General features: G+C 67.2%; 25 protein-coding genes. 12 read left to right on the top strand and 13 right to left on the bottom strand.

Features of this window, described 5'->3' with window-relative positions; all coding sequences use genetic code 11:
• Nucleotides 1-42 precede the first annotated feature (42 nt).
• Nucleotides 43-612 carry an Rrf2 family transcriptional regulator gene (locus KYG_RS16425; protein ID WP_008906056.1) on the bottom strand — a complete coding sequence of 190 codons (570 nt, stop codon included), beginning with the start codon at nt 610-612 and terminating at the stop codon, nt 43-45.
• A 120-nt stretch (nt 613-732) separates the two neighbouring features.
• Here KYG_RS16425 and KYG_RS16430 point away from each other — a divergent pair, with 120 nt between their 5' ends.
• The 3 genes from KYG_RS16430 to fdxA all read left to right on the top strand — a co-directional run bounded on the left by KYG_RS16430 (nt 733) and on the right by fdxA (nt 2,651).
• The gene (locus KYG_RS16430; RefSeq protein ID WP_008906057.1) at nt 733-1,950 is read left to right on the top strand and encodes an NnrS family protein; all 1,218 of its coding nucleotides are present in this window, start codon (nt 733-735) and stop codon (nt 1,948-1,950) included.
• Between the two features lie 65 nt (nt 1,951-2,015).
• Entirely contained in the window at nt 2,016-2,312 is a 297-nt protein-coding gene (locus KYG_RS16435; RefSeq protein ID WP_008906058.1) for a DUF2249 domain-containing protein, read from the top strand.
• Nucleotides 2,313-2,327: 15 nt separating this feature from the next.
• Complete coding sequence (gene fdxA / locus KYG_RS16440) at nt 2,328-2,651, top strand: ferredoxin FdxA (protein WP_008906059.1); 324 nt, start codon at nt 2,328-2,330, stop codon at nt 2,649-2,651.
• 22 nt (nt 2,652-2,673) lie between these two features.
• Here the strand turns inward: fdxA and sufT are convergent, their stop codons facing one another.
• The 7 genes from sufT to KYG_RS16475 form a co-directional block, all read right to left on the bottom strand.
• A complete protein-coding gene (gene sufT, locus KYG_RS16445) occupies nt 2,674-3,222 on the bottom strand; it encodes a putative Fe-S cluster assembly protein SufT (protein WP_008906060.1) in 549 nt (182 codons plus the stop codon).
• On the bottom strand, nt 3,219-3,692 hold the full coding sequence (sufU, locus tag KYG_RS16450) for a Fe-S cluster assembly sulfur transfer protein SufU (protein WP_008906061.1): 474 nt from the start codon (nt 3,690-3,692) through the stop codon (nt 3,219-3,221). The genes sufT and sufU overlap by 4 nt, the downstream gene beginning before the upstream one ends.
• A complete protein-coding gene (locus tag KYG_RS16455; protein WP_008906062.1) occupies nt 3,689-4,945 on the bottom strand; it encodes an aminotransferase class V-fold PLP-dependent enzyme in 1,257 nt (418 codons plus the stop codon). The genes sufU and KYG_RS16455 overlap by 4 nt, the downstream gene beginning before the upstream one ends.
• Nucleotides 4,938-6,242: a SufD family Fe-S cluster assembly protein gene (locus tag KYG_RS16460; RefSeq protein WP_008906063.1), complete on the bottom strand. Its 1,305-nt coding sequence runs from the start codon at nt 6,240-6,242 to the stop codon at nt 4,938-4,940. The genes KYG_RS16455 and KYG_RS16460 overlap by 8 nt, the downstream gene beginning before the upstream one ends.
• A gap of 2 nt (nt 6,243-6,244) precedes the next feature.
• A complete protein-coding gene (sufC, locus tag KYG_RS16465) occupies nt 6,245-7,015 on the bottom strand; it encodes a Fe-S cluster assembly ATPase SufC (RefSeq protein WP_008906064.1) in 771 nt (256 codons plus the stop codon).
• Nucleotides 7,016-7,048: 33 nt separating this feature from the next.
• Complete coding sequence (gene sufB / locus KYG_RS16470; RefSeq protein ID WP_008906065.1) at nt 7,049-8,503, bottom strand: Fe-S cluster assembly protein SufB; 1,455 nt, start codon at nt 8,501-8,503, stop codon at nt 7,049-7,051.
• A 185-nt stretch (nt 8,504-8,688) separates the two neighbouring features.
• Nucleotides 8,689-9,624 (bottom strand): LysR family transcriptional regulator, encoded by a 936-nt coding sequence (locus KYG_RS16475; protein WP_008906066.1) that lies wholly within the window; start codon nt 9,622-9,624, stop codon nt 8,689-8,691.
• A 121-nt stretch (nt 9,625-9,745) separates the two neighbouring features.
• On the opposite strand from KYG_RS16475, the gene KYG_RS16480 reads away from it, so the two are divergent.
• Complete coding sequence (locus KYG_RS16480) at nt 9,746-10,138, top strand: Rid family hydrolase (protein WP_008906067.1); 393 nt, start codon at nt 9,746-9,748, stop codon at nt 10,136-10,138.
• An 11-nt stretch (nt 10,139-10,149) separates the two neighbouring features.
• On the opposite strand, the gene KYG_RS16485 is transcribed toward KYG_RS16480, so the two are convergent.
• Entirely contained in the window at nt 10,150-11,049 is a 900-nt protein-coding gene (locus KYG_RS16485) for a LysR family transcriptional regulator (RefSeq protein ID WP_008906068.1), read from the bottom strand.
• A gap of 85 nt (nt 11,050-11,134) precedes the next feature.
• On the opposite strand from KYG_RS16485, the gene KYG_RS16490 reads away from it, so the two are divergent.
• Complete coding sequence (locus KYG_RS16490; RefSeq protein ID WP_034695050.1) at nt 11,135-12,205, top strand: sodium-dependent bicarbonate transport family permease; 1,071 nt, start codon at nt 11,135-11,137, stop codon at nt 12,203-12,205.
• A gap of 97 nt (nt 12,206-12,302) precedes the next feature.
• Here the strand turns inward: KYG_RS16490 and KYG_RS16495 are convergent, their stop codons facing one another.
• Nucleotides 12,303-13,466 carry a PA0069 family radical SAM protein gene (locus KYG_RS16495; RefSeq protein WP_050813885.1) on the bottom strand — a complete coding sequence of 388 codons (1,164 nt, stop codon included), beginning with the start codon at nt 13,464-13,466 and terminating at the stop codon, nt 12,303-12,305.
• Between the two features lie 209 nt (nt 13,467-13,675).
• On the opposite strand from KYG_RS16495, the gene rnk reads away from it, so the two are divergent.
• From rnk to KYG_RS16510, 3 genes are all read left to right on the top strand, one after another.
• Nucleotides 13,676-14,089 carry a nucleoside diphosphate kinase regulator gene (gene rnk / locus KYG_RS16500; protein WP_008906071.1) on the top strand — a complete coding sequence of 138 codons (414 nt, stop codon included), beginning with the start codon at nt 13,676-13,678 and terminating at the stop codon, nt 14,087-14,089.
• 77 nt (nt 14,090-14,166) lie between these two features.
• A complete protein-coding gene (locus KYG_RS16505) occupies nt 14,167-14,565 on the top strand; it encodes a hypothetical protein (protein WP_008906072.1) in 399 nt (132 codons plus the stop codon).
• Nucleotides 14,566-14,679: 114 nt separating this feature from the next.
• Nucleotides 14,680-15,219 (top strand): DUF924 family protein, encoded by a 540-nt coding sequence (locus tag KYG_RS16510; RefSeq protein ID WP_008906073.1) that lies wholly within the window; start codon nt 14,680-14,682, stop codon nt 15,217-15,219.
• 19 nt (nt 15,220-15,238) lie between these two features.
• On the opposite strand, the gene KYG_RS16515 is transcribed toward KYG_RS16510, so the two are convergent.
• Complete coding sequence (locus KYG_RS16515; RefSeq protein ID WP_008906074.1) at nt 15,239-16,174, bottom strand: succinylglutamate desuccinylase/aspartoacylase family protein; 936 nt, start codon at nt 16,172-16,174, stop codon at nt 15,239-15,241.
• A 105-nt stretch (nt 16,175-16,279) separates the two neighbouring features.
• Between KYG_RS16515 and KYG_RS16520 the strand changes: the two genes are divergently transcribed.
• Both KYG_RS16520 and KYG_RS24865 read left to right on the top strand, forming a co-directional pair.
• A complete protein-coding gene (locus KYG_RS16520) occupies nt 16,280-19,372 on the top strand; it encodes a hypothetical protein (RefSeq protein ID WP_008906075.1) in 3,093 nt (1,030 codons plus the stop codon).
• A gap of 248 nt (nt 19,373-19,620) precedes the next feature.
• Nucleotides 19,621-19,764, top strand: coding sequence for a hypothetical protein (locus KYG_RS24865; RefSeq protein WP_008906076.1), 144 nt, complete (start codon nt 19,621-19,623; stop codon nt 19,762-19,764).
• 104 nt (nt 19,765-19,868) lie between these two features.
• Here the strand turns inward: KYG_RS24865 and KYG_RS16525 are convergent, their stop codons facing one another.
• Together KYG_RS16525 and ylqF are read right to left on the bottom strand one after the other, a co-directional pair.
• Nucleotides 19,869-22,175, bottom strand: coding sequence for a bifunctional diguanylate cyclase/phosphodiesterase (locus tag KYG_RS16525; protein ID WP_008906077.1), 2,307 nt, complete (start codon nt 22,173-22,175; stop codon nt 19,869-19,871).
• A 155-nt stretch (nt 22,176-22,330) separates the two neighbouring features.
• Nucleotides 22,331-23,308, bottom strand: a complete 978-nt coding sequence (ylqF, locus tag KYG_RS16530) for a ribosome biogenesis GTPase YlqF (RefSeq protein ID WP_008906078.1) — start codon at nt 23,306-23,308, stop codon at nt 22,331-22,333.
• Nucleotides 23,309-23,393: 85 nt separating this feature from the next.
• Between ylqF and KYG_RS16535 the strand changes: the two genes are divergently transcribed.
• Complete coding sequence (locus tag KYG_RS16535) at nt 23,394-23,645, top strand: hypothetical protein (protein ID WP_008906079.1); 252 nt, start codon at nt 23,394-23,396, stop codon at nt 23,643-23,645.
• Between the two features lie 11 nt (nt 23,646-23,656).
• On the top strand, nt 23,657-23,872 hold the full coding sequence (locus KYG_RS16540; protein WP_008906080.1) for an oxidoreductase-like domain-containing protein: 216 nt from the start codon (nt 23,657-23,659) through the stop codon (nt 23,870-23,872).
• Nucleotides 23,873-24,042 lie beyond the last annotated feature (170 nt).

Below are 24,042 nucleotides of genomic sequence, written 5' to 3' on the forward strand. Positions count from 1 at the left end.
GCAAGCTCCTTGGTTGAAGTTTGAAAAACCTGGCGCTGAGCGTCAGGCACAGGGGATCGGCCCGGCCGCGCGAACGGCGGGCCCTGGTGCCTCGTCACCACAAGGCACCTGCGCTTTGCGCTTTGCCACGCTGGCGGGCTTGCGAAGACTTTGCGGAAACATCACCGGAGCCTCCCCGGGGTGCATGGCGGGCCCGGTGGCCACAAGGTCGATGGGCTCTGTGATATCGGCCAGGGTCATTGCATCGAGCTCGGCAAAGTAGGCCTGGAGCGCGGCGCCGAAGAGCCCCTTGAGGCGGCACGTCAACGACAACGTGCACTGGTTGGAGTCGGGGTCAAAACACTCGACCAACCGGAAATCGGTTTCACAGGCGCGCACCACATCCCCGATGCGCAGCTCGGCCGGGGTCTTCAGCAACCGCAGACCACCGCCCCGCCCGCGCGTGGTGGCCAGCACACCCTGCCGGGCCAGATCGTTGACGATTTTCATCAAATGGTTTCTGGACACCGCGTGGTGCACGGCCAGCTCGCTGATGGTCACCAGCTGCTGCGGGCGCGCCGCGCAGTACATCAGAACGCGCAGTGTGTAGTCGGTGTACTCAGCAAGTCGCATGGATGCCCCTAAAGATGCATGAACTATATTCTTTTAAAGATGCTTTGGATATAAGATTCATATCACGTGCCTATTAAAAGGTTTTTGCAAGGTCCCTCCAACCTGCATTGCCCAACCATCATGTCCAGCCTGCCCTTGCACACCTCGCCCGCCGAGCCCACCGCAGCGCCACAGCTTTCGGGCTGGCCGCTGCTGAGACTGGGCTTCAGGCCCTTCTACGTGGGGGCAGCGGCTTTCGCGCTGCTCTCGATTCCGCTGTGGGTGGCCGTGTACCTGGGCCAATGGAATCTGGCCATGGCGCTGCCACCGCTGCTGTGGCACGCGCACGAAATGCTGTTCGGCTTTGCGGTCGCGGTGATCCTGGGTTTTCTGCTCACTGCGGTCAAAGCCTGGACAGGGCTGGCCACGCCGCGCGGCGCTGCTTTGGGCGCTCTTGCACTGCTGTGGCTCGCGGCGCGGGTAGCGGCCGTGACGGGGCCCTACACGTTGTATGCCGCGCTGGACCTGGCGTTGCTGCCCCTGGTGGCGGCGATGCTCACGCGCCTGCTTCTGCGCGCGCGCAACCGGCGCAACCTGCCGCTCGCCGCGATGCTGATGCTGCTCGCCTTGGCCAACGGTGTTTTTCACCTCGGTCTGATTGGCGTTCTGGATGTCTCCCCGCTGGCCCCTCTGTATGCGGCCCTCGCCCTGATCGTGATGATCGAATGCGTGATTGCAGGCCGGGTGATCCCGGCGTTCACCATGAGCGCAACCCCGGGTCTGAAGCTCAAGGTGCGCGCGCCCGTGGAACGGGCCGCGCTGGCGCTGACCGCGCTGGCCTTGCTGCTGTGGGTGTTTGCTCCGGCAGAGGCAGGCTGGAACATGTTGGGTGGTTTTACATTGGTGCTTGCAGCACTGGCCCAGGTCGGGCGGCTGCTGCAATGGCAGCCTGCCATCACACGCCATCGCCCGATCCTGTGGATCCTGCACCTCTCGTATGCATGGATTCCCGTGGGTCTTGCCTTGCTCGCGGCGGCCCGTTTCGGCGTGCTGAGCATGTCGGCGGGCGTGCATGCGCTGGCCATCGGCGCCACCGGCGGACTCATCATCGGCATGATGACCCGCACCGCCCGTGGCCACACAGGGCGCGCACTGCAAGTTTCGCGCGCGGAGATTGCAGCGTATGTGCTGGTCATGCTGGCAGCAGCCCTGCGCGTCCTGCTGCCGCTGGCCATGCCGCTCTGGCTGCCACTGGCCCTGGTGCTGTCTGCAACGGGCTGGGCGGCGGCCTTTGCAATCTACCTCTTCATCTACACCCCCTGGCTGCTCAAGACACGCTTTGACGGCAAGGATGGCTGAGCCCGTTTCTCATCCCGCTCGGCTTTCGAGCCGAATCCTTTACCCCCCAACCCCAGGACATTTCAATGAACACGCCCCAAACTCCATCCGCTACCGTGGATCTGCGCAGCGTCGCGCCGCACAACCGCCACTCGCTGGTGTTCACCACGTTCAAAGTCCTGCCACCCGGCGCGGCGCTGGAAGTCATCAACGACCACAACCCGCTGCCGCTGCGCGGTCAGTTCGACAGCGGTCTTTTCGGCGCCTTCAGCTGGACCGCGCTAGAGAATGGGCCGGAGCAATGGCGCGTGGAGATCGTCAAACCCGCAGACAGCAAGCCCGTGCACGGGGTGGACTCCTGCTGCGGCGCCTGCGGCGGCTGACCGGGAGGCATTGCCATGACCTTCGTGGTCACCGAAGCCTGCATCCGTTGCAAGTACACCGACTGCGTGGACGTTTGCCCGGTGGACGCATTTTGCGAAGGGCCGAACTTTCTGGTGATCAACCCCGACGAGTGCATCGACTGCGCAGTCTGCGTTCCCGAATGCCCAGTGGCGGCAATCTACGCCGAGGAAGACGTGCCCAAAGACCAGCGGGACTTCATCCCGCTCAACGCCGAACTGGCGCGGACGTGGAAACCAATCACCCGCACCCAGCCCGCGCTGCCCGACGCAGACGCCTGGAGCAAGGTGCAGGACAAGCGCGACCAGCTCGAACGCTGAAACTTCAACCGCGCCGGGCCCTTTACAGCCCTAGCGACAACAATGCCCCTTCAGACATCCGGGACCGGTCCCAGGGTGGATCGAACACAAACTCCAGATCCACCTGCGCCACGCGGGGCAAGGCCAGCAGTTTCTCGTGGATCTCCTCCACCAGCAGGTCCCCCATGCCGCAGCCGGGCGCTGTCAGGGTCATCTCGATGGACACCCTGAAATCATCACTGCCGTCCAGCGGCAGCACCTCGCACACATAGACCAGGCCCAGCTCCACGATGTCCACCGGAATCTCGGGGTCGTAGCAGGTCTTGAGCGTTTGCCAGGCCTGCGTCCGCACACCCTCTGCGTCTTTCGCTTGCGCCAGCACCGGAACCACCGGCACCGGCTTGCCGATGGCGTCGGCGTCCGCGCCGGCCAGGCGCATCAGCTGGCCCTCGACCAGCAAGGTGAACGATGCACCCAGCGCCTGTGTGATCTGCACCAGCGTACCGGCGGGCAGTTCTGCCGGGGTTCCGTCGGGCACGCAAGCCACCTCAACATCGCGGCGGACGATCACCCGCTCGCGCCGGGCGCTCATGGTGTGACCTCCAGCGCGGAGCTGTCGCTCTTGACCTCGGCGGCCAGGGCATGCATCAGGGCATGCCAGCCCAGCAGGGCGCACTTGATGCGGCCGGGGTAGTGGCGTACGCCCGCCAGGCTGACCAGCTTGCCCAGGTGGGCTTCTTCGGCGGGCATCTGGCCAGTCAGCACAGCCCGAAAACGCGCCTGCAGGGCCTGTGCCCATGCCACCTCCTGCCCCAGCACCGCGTCGGTCATCATGGAGGCCGATGCGATGCAGATCGCGCAGCCTTGGCCGTGGAAGCGGATGTCGCTCACCCGCCCGTCCCCCACCACCAGGTCCACCTCCAGGTCGTCCCCACATTGCGGGTTGTGGCCACGCGCCTGGTGGGTCGGCGCGGCCAGCGCGCCGAAATGGCGCGGCGCGCGTTTGTGGTCCATCACCACCTCCTGATAGAGGTCGAGTTCGGCGGCAGTTTCTGACGTCATTGCAGTACCTTGAGGGCATGTGCCACGCCGGCGAGCAGGCGCTCCACCTCGGCGTGCGTGTTGTAGAGCGCAAACGAAGCGCGCGTGGTGGGCCCCAGGCCCAGGTGTTCGAGCAGCGGTTGGGCACAGTGGTGGCCGGTGCGCACCGCGATGCCGCGCTGGTCCAGCAGGGTGCCGATGTCGTGTGGGTGCACGCCCTCGGCCACAAACGACACGATGGCCGATGCGCGGCTGTGCGCCGCCAGCACCGTGACGCCGGGCATCGCGGCCAGGCCCTCCACCGCGTGTTCGCGCAGGGCGCTCAATTGGGCATGGATGCGGTCACGCCCGATCTGCTCAATGAAGCTCGCAGCAGCGGCCATGCCGATCGCGCCAGCCACATGGGGGGTGCCGCCTTCCAGCCGCGCGGGCAATTCGGCAAAGCTGGCTTCTGTGGCGCTGACCCAGGCCACCATATCACCGCCGTAGCGCAAAGGCTCCAGGCGTTCCAGCGCAGCACGTCGGCCCACCAGTGCGCCGGTGCCCATGGGGCCATACATCTTGTGGCCCGAGAAGGCCATGAAGTCGCAGGCCAGCGCAGACAGGTCGGGCGCACCGTGGGCCATGGCCTGTGCCGCGTCGAGCACGGTCAACGCACCCGCGTCGGCGGCCAGCTGGAGCAAGTCTTCATAGGGCGGCCGCTCGCCGGTGGCATTGGCACAGGCGGTGAGCGCCAGCACGCGGGTGCGGGCATTGAGCAGGGGGCGCAGGTCGGCGGCGTGCAGACGCCCTTCGCCATCGGGCCGCAGCACGCGCAGCACGGCCCCGGTGCGCCGCGCAGCCTGCTGCCAGGGCACGAGGTTGGCATGGTGTTCCAGGCCGCTCACCACGATCTCGTCTCCGGCGCGCAGCCATGCGGACCGAATGCCGCTGGTGGAGAGCCCATGGGCCACCATGTTGAGCGCATCGGTAGTGCCCGAGGTGAACACCAGTTCGTGGTCTGCGCCCGCGCCGACAAAGCGCTTGAGCGTGCTGCGCGCGTGCTCGAACGCGTCGGTGGCGCGGTGGCTCAGCGCGTGCACGCCCCGGTGGATGTTCGCCCGGTCATGCTGCTCGAAGGCACGCATCGCATCCTGCACAGGCAGGGCCATCTGGGTCGTGGCGGCGTTGTCGAGGTAAGCCAGCTCCGCACCGTGGATTCGCTGCGCGAGCACCGGGAACTGCGCACGCACCGCATCGGGCGCCAGCGGGTCGATCAAAAAGGCGTCACCCATGTTCTGCCTCCTCTTGGGCAATGGGGGCTGCAGGACCGCCGCCCAGGTGCTCAGCCACCGCTTGGCGCAGCAGGGCCGTGAGGTCCAGCGAGTCGATCAACTGGGGATCGCCGAACGCCCGCGAGAGCAAGGCGCTGGCCATGCCTTCGATGATCAGCCCGCGCGCGCTGCGTTCGTCCACGCCCCGCTGGCGTGCATAGAACAGCGCGTCCTCCGGCAAGGCGCCCCAGGTGGCGCCGTGGGCGGCCTGCACCTGGTCGTGGTGAATCTCCAGGTGCGGGCGCAGCACCAGGCGGGGCTGGCCGCCAGTGGGCACGCCCGTCAGCCGCTGCCGCACCTCGGCATCGGCTGCGTGCGGTGCAATGCGGGTGTGGGCGTTGACCACCGCGCGCGCCGCGCCGCTGGCCAGCGCCAGTGTCTCGATGGTGCTGTGCGTGCGCTCGCCGGTGTGCAGCATGCGCACCTGTTGTTCGACGTTGGCGCTGGCCGCCAGGAGCAGGCCACCGCTGCGGGCCTGGGCGCGGTCGCCCTCCAACTCAACCTCCTGGCGTTGCAGGTGGTAGCGGCTGCCAGTGGCGAGCAGGCCCTGTTCGTAGCGCGCGCCCTGCCCCAGCTGCAGTTGCAGGTGGTGGGCGACCTGATCGTCGGGCCCGGGGCGCACGCTGCGCAGGTGCTGCAGCGTGGCGCCCGCGCCCAGGCAGATGTGGGCGTGCAGGTTCTGCACCACCGGCTGCTCACAGGCATGAGGTTCACGGTGATGGGTTTCCACCAGCACACAGTGCACGCCGTCTTGCACGTCGATCACCAGCATCGGCGCCTCCACCGCGCTGCGCGGCTGGTGCTGCAGCTGTATCCACACGGTTTCGGCCGCACCGCGGTGGTGGGCCTGTTCACCGCCGATGTGCAGCCGCAGGCCGTGACGGCACAACGCGCGGTGCACCCAGGTGAACGGCGCGGCATCCTGCCGGGCCGCGTCGCCCGGGCGGCCTGCATTCTCCGTGCCGGTCGTCGGCCGCAGCCCGGCGAACAGTTCCTGGCGCTGGGCCGGGTCGGCGGCGTCCAGCCAGCGGGCATCCACGCGGCCTTGCGGCGTTTTGCCGATGGGGTGCAGGGCCCAGCCGGCGCCGCTGAGCGGGCGGGCGTCGCAGCGGGCGGTCACAGCCTCGGATGTCTCGCCCAGCCAGACGGCGGCCGGGGGTGGCGGCAGGTGGCGAAACGCGTCGGCGCTGCGGGGGATCCAGCCGGCGTCTTCCAGGCGGTGGCGGGCGGCCAGGATGTCGGCGCGTGCGGTGTCCATGCTCAGGCCTCCAGCTCGTCGGCCGCGCGCACGAACCCGGTCCGCTCGATCTCGCGGGCCAGCTCCAGGCCGCCGGTCTCGGCGATGCAGCCCTGGTCGAGCCGCAGCACTGCGTCGGGCTGCAGCGATTCGATCAGGCGCAGGTAATGCGACACCACCACGAACGCCGTGCCCTGGGCACGCAGCGACTGCACCAGCTCCACCACCGCGCGCGTGCCATCCACGTCCATGCCCGAGTCGATCTCGTCGAGCAGCGCCAGGCGCGGGCGCAGCAGGGCCAGCTGCAGCAGTTCGTTGCGCTTGCGCTCGCCGCCCGAAAAGCCGTCGTTGACGGGGCGCGCCAGCATCGCCTCAGGCAGGCCCAGGCGGGTGGCCGTGGCCCGCGCATCGCCCAGGAAGTCGAAAGCGTCGAGCGGTGCCTCGCCACGCGCCTCGCGCACGGCATTGAGGGCCGTGCGGATGAACAGGTTGTTCTTCACGCCGGGGATCTCGGGCGGCGCCTGGAAGGAAACAAACAGCCCGGCACGGGCACGCGCCTCGGGGCTCAGGGCCAGCAGGTCCTGGCCGGCAAACCGGGCCTGGCCGCCCACCACGCTGTAGCGCGGATGCCCGGCCAGCGTCAGGCCCAGGGTGCTCTTGCCGCTGCCGTTGGCGCCCATGAGCACCACCAGCGCACCGGCCGGTACATCGAGCGAAATCGACTTCAGAACGTGGCGGCCGCCAACGTCAACGCGCAGATCGCGTACGTGCAACAGGGGTTCGGCATGGGTCATGGTGGGTCTCTCCTGGGAAATCGGGGGGTGGGCTCAGCCGACGGCACCTTCGAGCGAGACGGCCAGCAACGCCTTGGCTTCGAGCGCGAACTCCATCGGCAGCTCGTCCAGTACCGCTTGGCAGAAGCCGCCAACGATGAGGGCGGTGGCGTCCTGCGGGTGGATGCCGCGCTGCTGGCAATAGAACAGGCGTTCTTCGGAAATGCGGGTGGTGGTGGCTTCGTGTTCCACCATGGCGTCGTCGCGCGCGGCCTCGATGTAGGGGAAGGTGTGGGCCCCGCAGTCGGGACCGATGAGCAGCGAGTCGCACTGCGTGTGGTTGTGGGCGCCGGCCGCGGTGGGCGCCACGCGCACCAGGCCGCGGTAGCTGTTCTGCGCATGCCCCGCGCTGATGCCTTTGGAGACGATGCGGCTCTTGGTGTTGCGGCCCAGATGGATCATCTTGGTGCCGGTGTCGGCCTGCTGGAAGTGGTTGCTCACGGCAATCGAATGGAACTCTCCGCGCGAATCGTCGCCGCGCAGCACCACGCTGGGGTACTTCCAGGTGATGGCCGAGCCGGTCTCGATCTGCGTCCAGGCGATGTGCGAGCGCTGGCCCGCGCACAGGCCGCGCTTGGTGACAAAGTTGTAGATGCCGCCACGGCCCTGCTCGTCGCCGGGGTACCAGTTCTGCACTGTCGAATACTTGATGTGGGCGTCGTCGTGGGCAACGAGCTCAACCACCGCCGCATGCAGCTGGTGCTCATCGCGCTGCGGCGCCGTGCAGCCTTCAAGGTAGCTCACATGGCTGCCTTCCTCGGCAATGATCAGCGTGCGCTCGAACTGCCCGGTGTTGGCCGCGTTGATGCGAAAGTACGACGAAAGCTCCATCGGGCAGCGCACGCCCTTGGGGATGTAGACAAAGGAGCCATCGGAAAACACCGCCGAATTCAGCGCTGCATAGAAGTTGTCGCCCGGCGGCACCACGGTGCCCAGGTAGCGCTCGATCAACTCGGGGTGGTGTTGCACCGCGTGCGAGAACGAGCAGAAGATCACGCCGACTTCGGCCAGCTGCTCACGGAAGGTGGTGCCCACCGACACCGAGTCGAACACCGCATCCACCGCCACCCCGGCCAGCCGGGCGCGTTCGTGCAGCGGCACACCGAGCTTTTCGTAGGTCTCCAGCAACTTGGGGTCCACCTCGGCCAAACTCTTGGGGCCGTCCTTGTGCGACCTGGGCGCCGAGTAGTAGCTCAGCGCCTGAAAGTCCACCGGCTCGATCCGAAGCTGGCCCCAGTGCGGATGCATCATCGACTGCCAGCGCTCCAGTGCCGCAAGACGCCATTGCAGCAGGAAATCCGGCTCCCGCTTGCGCCGCGAGATGGCCCGCACGGTGTCGGCATCCAGCCCGGGCGGCAGCGAATCGCTTTCCACGTCGGTCGTGAACCCGTGCCGGTAGGACTGCTGCAAAGCCCGGGTCAGCGGCGGTGCTTGTTCAACGGTGGTCATGGCGTCAATCCTTGAACGATGGGTGGCAGGCCCGACGCCACCAAACGGATTCAATGCCCCGGGCCTTAAAGATTCATTTATTATGCATCTTTAAACCGCACGCACAACCTGCGACTCTTGCCCGCTTGCCTGCCAGGGTCATTGGCACCCAGTCGCGGGGCCCTTCAGCCCCCTTCTGCGCCCGTCTATCCCTGAGCGCGCACGTTGCCGTGGGCGAGTGGCGCGTGAACCTCCATGAGTTCGACCACCCAGTCGATGAAAACGCGCAGCCGGGCGCTCATGTGGCGGTTGGGGGGAAAGGCCAGATACAGCGGCATCGGCTCGATGGACCAATCCTCCAGCAGCGGTACGAGCTCACCACTCGCCAGATGCGGCGCAGCCATGTAGTGCGGCAGCCAGAGCGCGCCCAGGCCTGCCACACCGGCTGCCAGATAGGCGTTGCCATCGTCCATCGCAATGGCGTACCGGCCCAGCACCTGCACACATTCGACACCGCGCCGGAACGTGCAGGGCAGGATGCGGCCGCTTGCCGACCGCAGGAAGCCCACGATGTGGTGGGGCGCAGACTCCAGCGCACCGGGGTGGGACGGTTTTCCCACATCAGCGAGGTACGCAGGCGCTGCGTACAGCCCGATGGCCAGGTCACCCACATGCCGCGCCGCCAGTGCGAGATCACCCGGGTCACCGCCGCGCACCACGCAATCGACGTTCTCATCGATCGGATCGACCATCCGGTCGCTCACGCCCATGTGCACCTGGATGTCGGGGTAGCGCGCATGGAAGGCAGCAAACGCTGGCGCCAGGATCATGCGTGCGAGCGGGCTGGGCACATCCACCCGCAAGCGGCCGCGCGGTGCGCTGGAAGCGCGGGTCACGCTGCTCTCGGCATCGTCCATGTCGGCCAGCAGGCGCACGACGCGCTCGTAATAGGCGGCGCCGTCGGCCGTCACGTTCACCCGGCGGGTGGTGCGGTTCAGCAGCTTGACGCGCAGGCGCGCTTCCAGTTGCTGCACCAGCTGGGTCACGGTGGTCTTGCTCATGTGCAGCGTCTGCGCTGCCTGGGTGAAGCTGCGGGTCTCCACCACACGTGCAAACGCCAGCATGGCATCGAAACGGTCCATGGCGGTCCTGCGGATGGGTTCAATTGTTTGAATTATGCAAACAGTCTTGGCAAGACTTTCCGGTTTATCCAAACGATCGAATTTCCTACAGTGCCCTTCTCCAATCCAACAAAGGCATGTGATGACCCCACGCGATGCTGTTTTTCCTGCGGGCCCGCAGGCTCTCTACGAAAAGAACCACTACTCACCGGCCGTCCGGTCCAACGGCTTTCTCTTTGTGTCGGGCCAGGTCGGCAGCCGCGATGACGGATCCCCCGAGCCGGGGCTGGAGGCCCAGGTGCGGCGCGCTTTCGACAACCTGAACGCCGTGCTGGCTGCTGCCGGCTGCACCTTCGATGACGTGGTCGATGTGACCGTGTTCGTGGTCGATCCGGAGAAGAACCTGGCCCGCATCTGGCAGGTGGTGCCTGAGTACTGGGGCAGCGCGCCGTACCCGGCACTGACCGGCATCGGCGTCACCTGGCTCTCGGGATTTCAGTTCGAAATCAAGGTGATCGCCAGGTTGCCGGGCTGAGCCACCCGGCCTTATGCAGGGCCCATCCACCCCTCCACCTGGCCCATCAGATGCCCGCGGAACACCTCGGCAATGGGTGACAGCTGCTTGCCCCTGGGCCAGACCAGGTGCCATTGCGACCGGATGGGAAAGCCTTGCACGTTGAGCACGGCCAGGCCCTCGTGGTGCTCACCCAGCGCATGGCGCGAGACGATGGACACGCCCAGCTGCCCCTCCACCGACTCCTTGATCGCCTCGTTGCTGCCCAGCTCCAGCACCGCACCGGGGGCAAAGCCCAGCTGGCGCAGATGTGCGTCGGTGGCCATGCGGGTGCCGGAGCCTCTTTCACGCAGGATGAAGCGCTCTGCCTGCAGCTGGTCGAGCCTGACGCGCTTTTTGAGCGCCAGGGGATGCCCGGCGGGTGCGATGACCACGAGCGGGTTGGGCATGAGGATCTGGTCCTCCAGCGGCAGGTCGGCCGGGGGCATGGACATCACGTAAAGGTCGTCCAGGTTGCTGCGCAGCCGGTGGATGACGTGGTCGCGGTTGAGCACCTCCAGCGAAATGTCGATCTGCGGGTGCAGCTTGCAGAAGCTGCCCAGCAGGCGCGGCACAAAGTACTTGGCCGTGCTGACCACCGCCACCTTCAGGCGCCCGCTGGTGAGGCCCTTGGCGCCCGACACCCGCTGCTCGAACGCATCCCACTCGCCCGCAATCGCGCGCGCGGTGCGGGCCAGGGCCTGGCCGGCCTCGGTAAGGTGCACGCGGCGCGAGATGACTTCATACAGCGGCAGGCCCACGGCCTGGGTCACCTCGCGCAGCTGCATGGACGCGGTGGGCTGGGTGACGTGCATGACGCGGGCCGCTGCGCTGACACTGCCGGTTTCTGCCAGCGCCAGGAAAAGCCGCAACTGCCGGAAGGTGATATTCATAGGTTTTTATCTATAGATAGCCGCATTCAAATCGATTTTACTTTGCACCTTGCCCTGCCTACCATCGCTGCAAAAGGAGTGAATGATGCAAAGCCTGTTGGACCCTGCGATCCTGTTTTTTGCCCTGGGGGTGTTTGCGGGCCTTGTCCGATCGAACCTGGAGATGCCTGCGGCCATCTCGAAGTTTCTGTCGATCTACCTGCTGATGGCGCTGGGCCTCAAGGGCGGTTTTGCCCTGGCTGCCTCGGGCCTCACGCCGAGCGTGGTGAGCAGCCTGGGCCTTGCCATGCTGCTGGCGGTGGTGGTGCCGCTGGTGGGTTATGTGCTGCTGCGGCGGGTGCTGTCGGGCTTCAACGCTGCGGCGGTGGCGGCCACGTACGGGTCGGTGAGCGCGGTGACCTTTGTGACCGCCACCCAGTTTCTTGAATCGCAATCGGTGCCCTACGGCGGCTACATGGCGGCCGCGATGGCGCTGATGGAGTCGCCCGCCATCATCCTGGCAGTGATGCTGGCCAATGCGCAGCGCCAGCGGCTGGCTGCTGCGGCCAGCACGCCGGCTTCGCTGCGTGCGGTTCACGGCCAGCCGGTGCTGGCCATGGCGGCGCCGGGCGGGGGTGGGATGGCCGCCCCCGCGCCACGCGCGGGCCATGGCGGGCCGGGTCTGTCGATGGGCAAGATCCTGCACGAATCGTTCACCGACGGCACGCAGCTGCTGCTGCTCGGGGCCATGGTGATCGGGCTGGTAACCGGCGATGCTGGCAAGGCGGCCATGCAGCCGTTCTCGGGCGATCTGTTCAAGGGCATGCTGTGCCTGTTCCTGCTGGACATGGGGCTTGCCACGGCGCGCAACCTGCCCGCCGTGCGGCATCAGTCCCCCTGGCTGCTGGCCTACGCGGTGCTGGGCCCCCTGGTGCACGCCACCCTGGCGCTGGCACTGGCCTGGGTGGCCAAGGTGCCCGCGGGCGACGCTGTGCTGCTGATGGTGCTGGCGGCCAGTGCGTCATACATCGCGGTGCCTGCGGTGGTGCGGTTTGCCATCCCCGAGGCAGACCCCTCGCTCTACGTGAGCCTGTCGCTGGGGCTGACGTTTCCGCTCAACATCGTGCTGGGGATTCCGCTGTACACGCAGGTCGTGCTGGGCCTGTGGGGGGCGTGACGCCCAGCGCAGCGGCGCACTACTGTATTGATAGCTGCCCGCGCTTTATGGATAAGCGCTGGCGGTCAATTTGGTTCAAAATTTCCAGCGAAATCCGTCAGAACAGGCTGGCCTGCCCTTGCAGCAGCCCGGGCCGGAACTGCGTCAGATCGAGCTCCACCCGCTCCCGGTTCAGCCCCAGCTTTCGGCAGGTGGCGGCAAACCGCTGGCGCAGCAGGTCGGCCCACAGGCCGCTGCCTTTCATGCGCGATACGTAATCACTGTTGTAGGTTTTGCCGGCGCCGCGCTGGGCGTCCGAGAGGTTGTGCAGGTCTTGCACCCGCGCCATCACGCGGGCTGCGCGCTGCGGGTAGTGCACCTCAAGCCATTCGCGGAACAGCGCATCCAGCTCCCAGGGCAGACGCAGCACGGTGTAGAAGGCGCTGCGGGCCCCGGCGTCGTACGCGGCCTCCAGCACCTGTTCCATGTCTTCGGTGATGAACGGGATCTGTGGCGCCACGCTCACCCCCACGGGCACGCCCGCTTCGGCCAGCGCGCGGATGGTGCGCAGGCGCCGGTGGGGCGCAGCGGCGCGGGGCTCCATGCGGCGCGCCAGGGCAGCATCGAGCGTGGTGATGGTGATGTACACGGCGGCCAGCCGCTGGGCGGCCAGCGGGGCCAGCAGGTCCAGATCGCGCTCGACCCCGCTGGATTTGGTGATGAGCGAAAACGGGTGGCGCGCGTCGCGCATCACTTCGATGAGGCTGCGGGTGAGCTTGAGGTCGCGCTCCACGGGCTGGTAGCAGTCGGTGGCCGAGCCGATGTTGAGCAAGCGCGGCACATAGCGTGGCGCGCACAGCTCGGTGCGCAACAGCGCGGCTATGTTCTCTTTGGCGACGATCTGCGTTTCAAAGTCCAGCCCGGGTGAAAAGTTGAGATAACTGTGTGTGGGCCTGGCGTAGCAGTAGATACACCCGTGCTCACAACCGCGATACGGGTTGACAGACAACTCGAAGAAGATGTCCGGCGAGTCGTTGGCGCAGATGGCGCTGCGGGCGGTTTCCAGGTGCACGCGGGTGGCCAGCGCGGGGGCGGCGCCTTCGTCTTCTGCTTCCTGCCAGGGTGGGTGGCCCCAGCCATCGTCCACCACCTCGCGCGCGTCGCGCACAAACCGGTGCGCCATGGCCGTGGCCGCACCCCGGCCGCGAATGGCTTGCAGGGGAATATGCACCGCTTCGGGAGCGGGCGGCACGTCAGACAGATCGGTGGTGGGGCGCGGCATGGCAACCCGCATCGTACCAAGACTACTGATTATTTACACAGTATTTTGCCCTCCATTCCCACAACCTCCTTTGCGCACAAGCCCTGCACGGCACCACCAGGGCCTGTCTGGCGCAAGCTTCACACCCTGCCCAATGCCCGCGCAGGGCAGTGCGAGATTCGCCATGGTCTACAGTCCCGACCTTTGCAACCAACCACCGAGGTACCGCCATGGCGCGCAAGCCCCAGATCATCCTGTCGTCCCTGGACGTGGACCGCATAGAGGCCCTGCTGGCCGCTATTCCGGCCAGTGTTTTCCCGGGCAAGGCAGAGCTGCAGGCCGAGCTGGACCGCGCCGACGTGGTGGCGCCCGAGGAGATTCCGCCCCATGTGGTGACGATGAACTCCACCGTACAGTTCTCCATCGTGGAAACGGGCAAGGAGTTCTGCCTGACGCTGGTGTACCCCCGCGACATGGACGGCAGCACCGACCGCATATCCATCTTTGCGCCCGTGGGCAGCGCGCTTCTGGGCCTGTCGGTGGGTGACGAGCTGGCCTGGCCGGGCCCGGGCGGCAAATCCATGACGGTGAAGGTGAAGGCCATCCTGTACCAGCCCGAAAGCTCGGGCGAAATGCACCGCTGAGCCGGCCCCTGCCCACATCGCCAGCAGCCGATGGGCCGCTTGGCGCGAAACGGCGGTGCGGCGACAATCGCTGCGCCATGACCACCGAGCAGCCATCCAACCCGGCCCCGGACCCTGCGCTGATTGCCGCAGAGCCGTTCGACCCCGACTCCACGCTCGCCTTTCAGCGCAAGATGGAGTACGCGCCGCAGTGGTTCTGCTCCTTTCTCGCCGGCAACAGCCGCGAAAAAAGCCGCCTGAAGCGCGAGATGGCAACGGTGAAAGGCTCGGTGGTGTGGATGGTGCAGCAGCGCCGCCAGGGCAACTGGACGGCCGCCGAGCGCGCCCACCTGCGCGATGTGATGCGCTCGGCATCCTCAGTCAGCCCTTACCTCTTCGTGTGGGTGATTCCCGGCTCCATGCTCATCCTGCCCTTCATGGCGTGGTTTCTGGACCGGCAGCGCAAGCGCCGCGCGCGCAAGCTGCAGCGCCCCTAGGCCAGTGCACTCCGGTGCATGCATGCGCACACACAATCGCCACCAACTGCTACTGAAATAATAGCTACCAGCGCTTTACCACCAAGCGCCAGGGCCACTTTTTAATCAAAAACCATGCAAGCCGACGACATCCTGCACTTCTGGTTCGAAGAACTCAGCCCCGAACAGCACTTCGCCCAGGAGGACGCCATCGACGCCATGATCCGTGTCCGCTTCGGGGCCACGCTGCAGGCGGCGCGGCAGTGCGAGCTGTGGGGCTGGCGCAGCACGCCCCAGGGGCGGCTGGCGGAAATCCTGGTGCTGGACCAGTTCTCGCGCAACATCCACCGGGGCTCGCCGCTGGCCTTTGCGCAGGATGCCCACGCACTGGCCCTGGCGCAGGAGCTGGTGGCCGGGCGGCACGACCAGGCGCTGGCCCCTGCCCAGCGCGCGTTTGCCTACATGCCCTACATGCACAGCGAGTCGCTGGTGGTGCACGCCCAGGCGATGGTGCTGTTTGACCAGCCGGGGCTGGAGAACAACCTCAAGTTCGAGGTGGCGCACCGCGACATCATTGCGCGCTTCGGGCGCTACCCGCACCGCAACGCCGTGCTGGGCCGCACCTCCACCGCGCAGGAGCTGGCCTTCCTCGCCCAGCCCGGCTCGTCCTTCTGAGCGGGCCGGGCTACGCCGGTCAGAGCGGGCGGGTCAGGTACACCGCCTCGCGGCCCACGATGGGCTCGCGCGTGGGCATCATCACCGTGCAGTCGTCACACAGCGCGCGGATTTCGTGCGGGCCGTCGGTGGCAATGAGCTCACCCCGGGCAAACACCTCAAAGCCCAGCAAAGGCCGTGCAAAGCGGAAGTCCGGCGTGCGCACCATGCAGGTCTCCAGCAGCTCATAGCGGTGCTGCGGGCCCGGTGCGGGGCGGCTCGCCACCGGTTCGATCAGGCCAAAGTGCGCCAGAAAATCCAGCGCAGCGGCCGTCGCCACGTCGGCGGCCGATTGGCGAAAGTGCTGGCCACACTCCACCACCAGCGCCACGCCCTCACTCTCGGCCAGGCCATGGCGGCCATGCTGGATGAGCGGTGTGCCCGAACCCAGCCCGCTGGGCATCACCAGGTGTACGGGCGGGCGGCCGATGGCCTGCGCCACATCCGCATTGCGCTGGTAACCGGGGTACACCCAGAAGGGCTGCACGTCCTGGCTGGTGGAGTGGATGTCCAGGATGTGGTCGGCCGCAGCCACCACCGGGCGCAGCACCCGCGCGCGGTCCAGCTCGGGGCTTGCAGCCGTGCCGTCCAGCTCACCGGCCGACCAGATGCGGTTGAGGTTGTGCACCAGCTGGCGGCTCTCGAACGGACGGGCCTGGTCAAACGATTCGTAGGCGGCCACGTTGGCAAAGCTGATGGTCAGCGTGCCGATGCGGGGGCGCACCCCCGTATCCAGCAGGTGCGAGGCCGCCACCATGCCGCAGATCTCGTTGCCATGCGTGAGGGCATTGATGAGCACATGAGGCCCCGGCTGTCCCGATTCAAACCGATGCACATAGTCGATGCCCACATTGCCCTGCCGGTAGGCAGACAGGTCACGGGGGAGAACTTCGAAGACGGGGGCGTTTTGCGTCATGGGCAGGCAATTGATAAGACAACACATCATTCTCTGCGCAAAACAGAAACCCCGGGGCCTGCGGTGTACGATGCCCCGCCCCTGGACCCACCACTCTGTTGCCCCATGCCCACTGCCCGACTTTGCCCGCTGGCCGATGTGGCTGCCCGACTGCCCGCCGACAGCTGGATCGCCCAGCGCCTGGCAGAGGCCACGGATGCACTGGCCACGGACACCGTACTCTGCATCACCGGTGATGTGCAGGTGCCCGAGCTGCACCTGGATGCGCCCCTGGCCAGCGGCGGCCCGCTGCGGGCGCTGTTGCAAGGTGGCATCGACGCCCCAGCCCCCACAGGCCCACCCTTTCTGGTGCTGATCGAAGGTCATCTGCAGATCGACGGCGCGCTCACCTGCGACGACACCGATGGCGCCACCCACCTCATCGTTCTGGGCGACGCGCGCCTGCACAACGCCGTGGTAGGCGGCCAGCTGCTGTATGTGCAGGGCGCGCTGCAAGTGGCCGACCTGCTGTGGGGCCACGGCCCCCATGGCGGGCTCACCGTAAGGGGTGGCCTCACGGCGCGGGTGGCGCTGTTCACCGGCGAATACAAGGTGGAAATCGCCGGGCCCGAGCAGGTGGAGTTCCTCATGGACGAGGTGCGCGGCGTGCCGCACCTGGCGGAGTTCGCCAGCGAGATCGCGGGCATCGTGTTCACGCCCGAGTTCCATGACGGCATCGACGATGGCGAGCACGGCATCAGCAGCATGCTCAGCCGCCCCCGCGTGTTGGCCGCCGTGCGCGCGGGCGACAACGCCACGCGCAGCAGCGCCGAGATCCACGCGTTGATGCCCCAGGAGGCAGGGCTGTTTGCCGACGAGGCCATCAGCGTGCGCAACATCCTGACCGCCGTGCACACGCCGGTGATGGGCCCCAAGGAGCACACGGCCACCGGCTGGTTTCAGCAGACCGATTTTTTGCTGTGCCAGCGGCATGTGGACGCCGATGGCGACCCGCGCGATGACAGCGTTTTCATCACCGTCTGGAAGACCTGGGACTTCTATCTGGCGGTATCGCAAGAGCCCGAGCGCCAAGGATTGCTGGCGCGCCTGGCCGCCGCCGTGCAGGGCCGCAAGGTGCCCACCACCGCACAGCTCACGCTGGTGCACCGCGCCTACCAGGGCGGCCAACCCGGCGAGTGGCTGCCCCTGGCGCCCGACACCAGCCCCCAGGCCTGGCAGGCCTGCACGCTGGCCTGGCGCGGCGTGCTGGACTACCTGCGCAAGGCCGTAGGCCAGCACCGCGCCCGCTACCCGCTGTACCAGCGCCTGCGGGCCGAGCTGACCGCAGAGCGCATCGAGGACTTCACCAGCCTGCCCGTGTTCACCGAGCGCTACAACGACTGGTGGGACAGCGACAAGAACGGCTGGTGGGAAGGCGACGTGTGGGTGGGTGCGCGCCAGCCCTGCATGCACGAAGGCGAGCCCTGGGGCCGCGCCCTCAAGCTCAGCTGGGAAAACGGCGACGAAGCCCCCGGCGATGACGATGACAACGCCCACAGCGCCTACCAGATCAACATCGAACCTGCACTGGCCGGGCCTGCGGCGGTGGAGTTCACCTCGGCGCAGCGCCAGAGCGATGCCCGCACCCCCCTGCCCCGCAGCGCCGCCGACCACATTGCGCGGCTGCTGCGTTTTTACGTTGCGGTCGAGGGACGCGTGCGCGCCCAGCACGAACACGAGCAGGCCCACCAGGCCGAGGCGCGGCGCATTGAAGCCGCCGTGCACCTGCTGGCCACGCCCCCGCTGGCGCCCGACCTGCCCGATGCAGCGGTCTTCCCCGTGGAGCTGATGACGCTGTCCGACCAATGGCAGGCCGACGGGCAAAGCTATGTGGCCGCCATCCGTGCGCGCCAGCTCGCCCTGGATGCGGCCGAGGCGCACGAAGGCAACGGCGATGCCGAGGAAGAACAGGAAGAAGAACACGACGACAGCGACCCGCCCGCCGACCCGCGCAAGGCGGTTGCCGCGACCGTGCTGCAACTGGCCCGCGTGGTCAGCACCCACGCCGACGAAGACCTGGCCGACCGCTTTCGCCAGCGCTTTGCATTTGCCCCCGACGCCTTCGTGCGGCACGCCGCCAATGCAGGCCGCTTCATCGGCCCGGTGTTCGCCTTGGACGACGGCCGCGTGCTGGCGCGCATCGGAGCCCCCTATGACGACACCGCCCATTGGGTGGAGCTGCAGGGCCTGCGGTACGTCCCCCTGCCTGCACTGCGCGGCCTGGGCCGCTCGCCCAACCGGCGCTGCTTTGCGCAAAGCGACGGCCAGCACATCACCACACACGACGGTTTTGCTGGCCCCGTGATGGCCCGATTTGCACTGCCCCAGGGCAACGAAGCACTGCCACCCCACGTGCAGGTGTCGCCCGGCCCGCTGGGCCAGCGCTGCGACGAGCTGATCCCGTTCAACGATGGCCAGCGTGTGCTGTTGCGCAACCCCACGGGCATCTACCTCTTGAGCAGCCAGGGCAACCACGGTGTGCAACGCCTGCACCCCCAGACATTTGACGACGACGGCCCCTACACCTGGCCCAAGAACCAGCAGGATGAAACGGTGAATGGCACCGAAATCACGATGCTCGCGCTCGACATGCTGCACATGGCCCTGTCACCGGACGAGCGCCACATCGCCGTGGGCGACCAGGACAGCAATCACATCCTGCTGGACGCGAAAGGCAAGCGGGTGGCTGAATACGAAGCGCTGTCCTCCTACCCGCACCACGCCACCTTCTCGCACGACGGCACGCGCCTGTTCGCCAACTCCTGCCATCTGTATGGGGGCAACACCCGTGCGATTCCCGTGGGCTGCGCGCTGCACGATGTAGCGGACGAAGACGCCCCGCCGCTCGACGAACGCTGCCGCGTGTATGCCTCTGCCACCCTGCCCGGCATGGTGGTGCTGGGCGATGCCGACGGCTACCTGCACGCCCTCAGCGACGACGGGCGCCCGCTGTGGCGCCACCACATTGGCAGCACCCTCAGCGCACTGGAGATGTCGCCCGACGGCAGCACACTGTGGGCGGCCAGTTACGGCGGCTACCTGGTGCACCTGGAGCGCGTGGAGACAGGGATGGACCCGTATTCCATAGGCACTTCGCCGTATGCGGAAGTGCGGCGGTGGATATTCTGGACGGATGAGGCGGCCGCATTGCGCTGGTAGGCGGCGCCTCTGAAACCCTGCTGTCAACGGAGTTCACCAGCGTCAAAACAAACCGTACCCCCATTCGTCGAACGGGTCAGGCAAGGATGGCTCCCTGCGGCGGCCCGGCACTCCTGGGCAAGGGCTCGATGGCATGCTCGCAGAACCTGCGGCCACACCGGCAGTACCCGCACGACGGCACAGAGCCCACCGGTTTGTGACGTACCATCCCGGAACGGTCCCATCCCGAGACCTTTCAAGGAGGCCCCATGGCCAAAGGACAGATGCACAACAACAAGATGGCGAAGAAGCCCAAAAAGGACACTTCGCCCCCGAAGGAAAGTGGCGGCTCTGACCGCCCGATGCCACCGGTGACCACCGTCATTCCGCGCGGCAAGGACAAGAACAAGTAACGGCACCGTGCAGTGGCGCTCGTGCGCCAACCCATCTTTTGCTACGCTTTATGTAGCTGCCAGCGCTTTACCCATAAGCGCTGGCAGCTATTTTTATGTAAATTTCAGACACCCTGCCCGGCAAGCGCGGGGTACGTCTGCGCGGCACGGGCCAGCCAGTCGGCTTCGGGCTCGGGCCGCCCGAAGAGGTAGCCCTGGTACACGATGTCGGGGGCGCGCCGGCTCAAAAAATCGGCCTGCTCGCGGGTCTCCACCCCCTCGGCCACCACACGCAGGCCAAAGTGGCGGGCCACCGACAGGATGCCCTCCACCAACACGCCGTCGTCGGCATTGGTGGGTGCATCGTGCACAAAAGAGCGGTCGATCTTGATCTCCTGGATCGGCAGGCGCTTCAGATACGCCAGCGACGAATACCCGGTGCCAAAGTCGTCCAGCGAGATGTCCACCCCCTGCGCCGCCAGCTCGCTCATCTTGGCCACCGCACCTTCGAAGTCGTCGATCACCAGGCCTTCGGTGACTTCCAGCGTCAGCAGGCGCGGGTCGGCACCGCTGGCCGCGAGCAGGGCGCGCAGCTGCGGCACAAACCCCGCCTGCCGGAACTGCCGCGCGCTCAGGTTGACCGACAGCCGCAGGCGCCGCTCGTGAAACACGGGCTGGGCCAGCAGCGCACAGGCATGGGTCAGCACCCAGCCGCCCAGGCTCACGATGAGATCCGACTCCTCGGCCACAGGGATGAACACCGCCGGGGCCACCAGTCCGTCGCGCGGGTGCTGCCAGCGTACCAGCACCTCAGCTCCCGTAAGCTGGCCCAACACGTCCACCTGCGACTGCAGGTACAGCCGCAGCTCACCCGCGCCGATGGCCTGGCGCAGCTCGCGCTCCACCCGAAAGCGCTGCTCGGCCGCCTCGCCCATGCCCTGCTCGAAGAAGGCCGCGCGCCCGCCACCGGCTTGCTTGGCGCGGTGCAGTGCGGTGCCCGCGCGGCGCAGGGCGTCGTGCGCCACATCGTTGGCGCTTTGCGGGTAGAGCGTGATGCCCACGCTCGCGCCGAGCTGGGCTTGTTCGGTGTCGTTGTCTTGAAGGTGCAAAGGCCGCAGCAACGCCGTCTGCAGCTTTTCGGCAAAGGCCAGCGCACGCCGGCCCGCCAGCGAGGCGTCTGCGCCCAGGCCGTGCAGCACCACGGCAAATTCGTCGCCCGCCACGCGCACCAGCAGGCCCTGCGGGGGCAGTATCTCGGACAGGCGCAGCGCCACGGCGCACAGCAGGCGGTCGCCCATCTCGCTTCCGCGCGCATCGTTGAAGGTGGTGAAGCGGTCCAGGTCCAGCAGCAGCAGGGCGTGCTGCGCCGCTCGCGCGCGCCCTCCGCGTGCCTGCAGCGCCGCGAGGCGCTCCACCAGCGTGAAGCGGTTGGGCAGACCCGTGAGGCTGTCGAAATGCGCCAGGCGGTGGATCTCCTGCGCCGCGCGTTTGCGCTCGGTGATGTCCTGCTTGAGCTCTACAAAGTGGCTGATGCGACCGTCGGGCTGGCGGATGGGGGCCATCACGACCGACTCGGTCACCGCCTGCCCGTCCTTGCGGAAATTGACCTGTTCGCCCGCCCAGCTGTCGCCCCGCGCCAGGGTGGCACGCAGGCCGTCCCGCTGCGCGGGCGCCAGGCCATTGCTGGAGTACGCGGCCGATGCCTTGCCCATCACCTCGTCGCGCGCATAGCCCGTGCGGCGCACGAAGGCCTCGTTCACGTACTCGATGTCTTCCTTCAGATCGGTGATGACAATGCTCTCGGGGCTTTGCTCGACCGCCCGCAGCAGTTTGCGCAATTCGGCCTCGCTCGCGGCCAGGTGGGCAGCGGTCTGCTGCGCCTCTCTCACCCGGCGCATGTAATTGCGGCGCGACAGCAGCGTGGCCGCGGCCGTGAGCACCAGAATACCGGCCAGGTACACCGCACCGGCCACCCGGTTGGCCACCTGCACCGGCTTGAACATGCCCTCGATATCGGCCCAGATGAACCCCAGAAACAGCAGCGCCGTGAGGCCCACCAGCGTCAGGGTGGCCCGGGAACCCAGCAGCCATCCGGCCAGCACGATGAGTACCGGGTAGTTGAGCAGGTTGGGGCCATTGACCCCGCCATTGCGTGCCGCCACCAGCGACACCGACACCCACACGCCCCACACCAGCAGGTGGGCCGCCTGCGTCCACCGCCGCTGGCGCGCCAGCCACAGCGCCACGGCGCCCACCGTGGCCGCCACCAGGTTCAGCGCAATGCGCATGGGCTGCACGGGGTCGTCAAACATCAGCAACACGCCAATGGTGCCGCCGAGCAGCATCACGGACCACCCTGCCACACGCACCAGATGGCGTGTGGTGGCGTCTTCGTGGTCGGGCAGCGGAACAGCAGCGGTGGCTTCGGCCATGGCGACGTGGGTGCGGTAGGGGGAAAGCCATCCTAACCGCAGCCTTGCGGTTCGCCTACCTGCAAAACGCCCACAGCGGCCGGCACGCAACGCAGGCTCTCGGGCGAGGGGCGCCGCACGCTCGCACGCCCGCCGGCGCGCGGCGCGGGGCGCGGTCAGTCCGCGCCGTCGTTGCTGCCGGGCGCGGGCTCGCGCACCCCCGAGCCCTTGCCTTTGGCCTTGGTGCGCGCATCCTTTTTGGCCTGGCGCTTGGCATCTTCGGCCAGGCCCGCAGCGCGCCAGGCTTCAAACTCGGCGGGCGTCTCCAGCGTGATGCGGCCCAGGATGGCGGTGCGAAAGTCCGTCATCACGATCTCGGCCGTCTTTTGCAGGTTGACCTTGCCGCCGCCCAGCATGGCGCCGCGCTTGCGGCCAATGGCTTCGAGCAGTTCTTCGTCGTGCATCGTGGCGACGGCACCCGCAGGCAGGCCCAGCTTGTAGCGCGCTTCCAGCAAGGGCGCATAGTTTTTCTGCAGGCGGCGCAGCAGCTCCAGCGCCACCAGTTCCTCGTCGTACGCATTGCGGCCTACGGCACCGCTGGCGGCCAGGTTGTAGCCGCTTTCGGGCACCACAATGCGCGGCCACAGCATGCCGGGCGTGTCCCACAGATAAAAGTCGTCGGCCAGCGTGATGCGCTGCTCCAGCTTGGTAATGCCGGCCTCGTCACCCGTCTTGGCCTGGCGCTTGTTGCTGAGGGTATTGATCAGCGTGGACTTGCCCACGTTGGGCACGCCGCAGATCAGCACGCGCATGGGCTTGGCCATGCCGCCCCGGTTGGGCGACAGCAGGTGGCACGCGTCAATCAGCTTGCGCGTGGGGGCCGGGTCGGATGCATCGAGTGGCAAGGCGCGCGTGTCGCTCTGGGCGTTGTACCAGTCCACCCACAGCGCCGTGCGCTCGGGGTCGGCCACGTCCTGCTTGTTGAGCACCTTGAGCGTGGGCTTGTGGCCCGTGATCTCGGCCAGCAGCGGGTTGGCGCTGGAGCCGGGCAGGCGCGCGTCCAGCACCTCGATCACCACGTCAATGTCCTTGATGCGTTCGGTGATGGCTTTGCGGGTCAGGTGCATGTGACCGGGGAACCACTGGATGGCCATGCGGGGGGTACTTTCTTCTGTGTTCTAAGGGTGGCAAGGATAATCGCGGTCTTCCTTCTGCCCACGCCCCGGCGTTTTTATCTGCATGCCAGCACCTCTCGACACCCCGCGCAAGCCCAACGCCACCAAGGCCGACAAGGAGCTGCTGTTCAAGAGCGTGACCCTGGCCCTGATTGGCCTGGTCATCTTGCTGGCGCCTCATGTGGCCCGCTCCGCCAGCGTGCGCGATCTGATGAGCCAGGCGGCCCTGGTGGGCTGGTTTGCGCTGGTGCTGGGCATCGCGTTTGGCGTGCAATACGGCCTGCGCCGCGCCAAGGCCGGGCGCCGCAAGCTGTGACTTCACTCACCATGGCAACCCCGGCCCGTGCGGTGGACGGCGAGAGCGCGCAGCAGATGTTCCTGGCGCTGCAGCAACGCGCTGCGAATGCAGGCATCACGCTGCGCAACCCGCCGCCCGAGCCCACCACCTGCTGCGGGCGCGGTTGCAATGGCTGCGTGTGGGAAGGATTCCTGGACGCCGCCGAATACTGGCGGCAAGAGGCGCTGCTGCAGCTACAGGGCTGAATTTCAAGCCAAATTAGCCTCTAGCGCTTGATGGATAAGCGCTAGCAGCTATCAAATTCAGAGTACCCAACAATTCTGCCATGTAGCAGGCGTCGCCTGAAACTGGCGCGGCCCAAATCCAGTGCCACCGTGGAACTGGCTTCGCCAGGCCACCGGTGGCGTCCCCCTTG

The sequence above is a fragment of the Acidovorax sp. NO-1 genome (assembly GCF_000238595.1).
GTDB lineage: Bacteria > Pseudomonadota > Gammaproteobacteria > Burkholderiales > Burkholderiaceae_C > Acidovorax.

Excerpts from the sequence above, each read along its gene's own strand:
- KYG_RS16535 (WP_008906079.1), top strand. The coding sequence starts at position 23,394 with ATGCCAGCACCTCTCGACACCCCGCGCAAGCCCAACGCCACCAAGGCC.
- KYG_RS16430 (WP_008906057.1), top strand. The coding sequence starts at position 733 with ATGTCCAGCCTGCCCTTGCACACCTCGCCCGCCGAGCCCACCGCAGCG.
- sufT (WP_008906060.1), bottom strand. The coding sequence starts at position 3,222 with ATGAGCGCCCGGCGCGAGCGGGTGATCGTCCGCCGCGATGTTGAGGTG.
- KYG_RS16485 (WP_008906068.1), bottom strand. The coding sequence starts at position 11,049 with ATGAATATCACCTTCCGGCAGTTGCGGCTTTTCCTGGCGCTGGCAGAA.
- KYG_RS16495 (WP_050813885.1), bottom strand. The coding sequence starts at position 13,466 with ATGCCGCGCCCCACCACCGATCTGTCTGACGTGCCGCCCGCTCCCGAA.
- KYG_RS16515 (WP_008906074.1), bottom strand. The coding sequence starts at position 16,174 with ATGACGCAAAACGCCCCCGTCTTCGAAGTTCTCCCCCGTGACCTGTCT.
- KYG_RS16510 (WP_008906073.1), top strand. The coding sequence starts at position 14,680 with ATGCAAGCCGACGACATCCTGCACTTCTGGTTCGAAGAACTCAGCCCC.
- KYG_RS16435 (WP_008906058.1), top strand. The coding sequence starts at position 2,016 with ATGAACACGCCCCAAACTCCATCCGCTACCGTGGATCTGCGCAGCGTC.
- KYG_RS16475 (WP_008906066.1), bottom strand. The coding sequence starts at position 9,624 with ATGGACCGTTTCGATGCCATGCTGGCGTTTGCACGTGTGGTGGAGACC.
- rnk (WP_008906071.1), top strand. The coding sequence starts at position 13,676 with ATGGCGCGCAAGCCCCAGATCATCCTGTCGTCCCTGGACGTGGACCGC.
- ylqF (WP_008906078.1), bottom strand. The coding sequence starts at position 23,308 with ATGGCCATCCAGTGGTTCCCCGGTCACATGCACCTGACCCGCAAAGCC.
- KYG_RS16480 (WP_008906067.1), top strand. The coding sequence starts at position 9,746 with ATGACCCCACGCGATGCTGTTTTTCCTGCGGGCCCGCAGGCTCTCTAC.
- sufB (WP_008906065.1), bottom strand. The coding sequence starts at position 8,503 with ATGACCACCGTTGAACAAGCACCGCCGCTGACCCGGGCTTTGCAGCAG.
- KYG_RS16540 (WP_008906080.1), top strand. The coding sequence starts at position 23,657 with ATGGCAACCCCGGCCCGTGCGGTGGACGGCGAGAGCGCGCAGCAGATG.
- KYG_RS16490 (WP_034695050.1), top strand. The coding sequence starts at position 11,135 with ATGCAAAGCCTGTTGGACCCTGCGATCCTGTTTTTTGCCCTGGGGGTG.
- KYG_RS24865 (WP_008906076.1), top strand. The coding sequence starts at position 19,621 with ATGGCCAAAGGACAGATGCACAACAACAAGATGGCGAAGAAGCCCAAA.
- fdxA (WP_008906059.1), top strand. The coding sequence starts at position 2,328 with ATGACCTTCGTGGTCACCGAAGCCTGCATCCGTTGCAAGTACACCGAC.
- KYG_RS16520 (WP_008906075.1), top strand. The coding sequence starts at position 16,280 with ATGCCCACTGCCCGACTTTGCCCGCTGGCCGATGTGGCTGCCCGACTG.
- KYG_RS16460 (WP_008906063.1), bottom strand. The coding sequence starts at position 6,242 with ATGGACACCGCACGCGCCGACATCCTGGCCGCCCGCCACCGCCTGGAA.
- KYG_RS16525 (WP_008906077.1), bottom strand. The coding sequence starts at position 22,175 with ATGGCCGAAGCCACCGCTGCTGTTCCGCTGCCCGACCACGAAGACGCC.
- sufC (WP_008906064.1), bottom strand. The coding sequence starts at position 7,015 with ATGACCCATGCCGAACCCCTGTTGCACGTACGCGATCTGCGCGTTGAC.
- KYG_RS16425 (WP_008906056.1), bottom strand. The coding sequence starts at position 612 with ATGCGACTTGCTGAGTACACCGACTACACACTGCGCGTTCTGATGTAC.
- KYG_RS16505 (WP_008906072.1), top strand. The coding sequence starts at position 14,167 with ATGACCACCGAGCAGCCATCCAACCCGGCCCCGGACCCTGCGCTGATT.
- KYG_RS16455 (WP_008906062.1), bottom strand. The coding sequence starts at position 4,945 with ATGGGTGACGCCTTTTTGATCGACCCGCTGGCGCCCGATGCGGTGCGT.
- sufU (WP_008906061.1), bottom strand. The coding sequence starts at position 3,692 with ATGACGTCAGAAACTGCCGCCGAACTCGACCTCTATCAGGAGGTGGTG.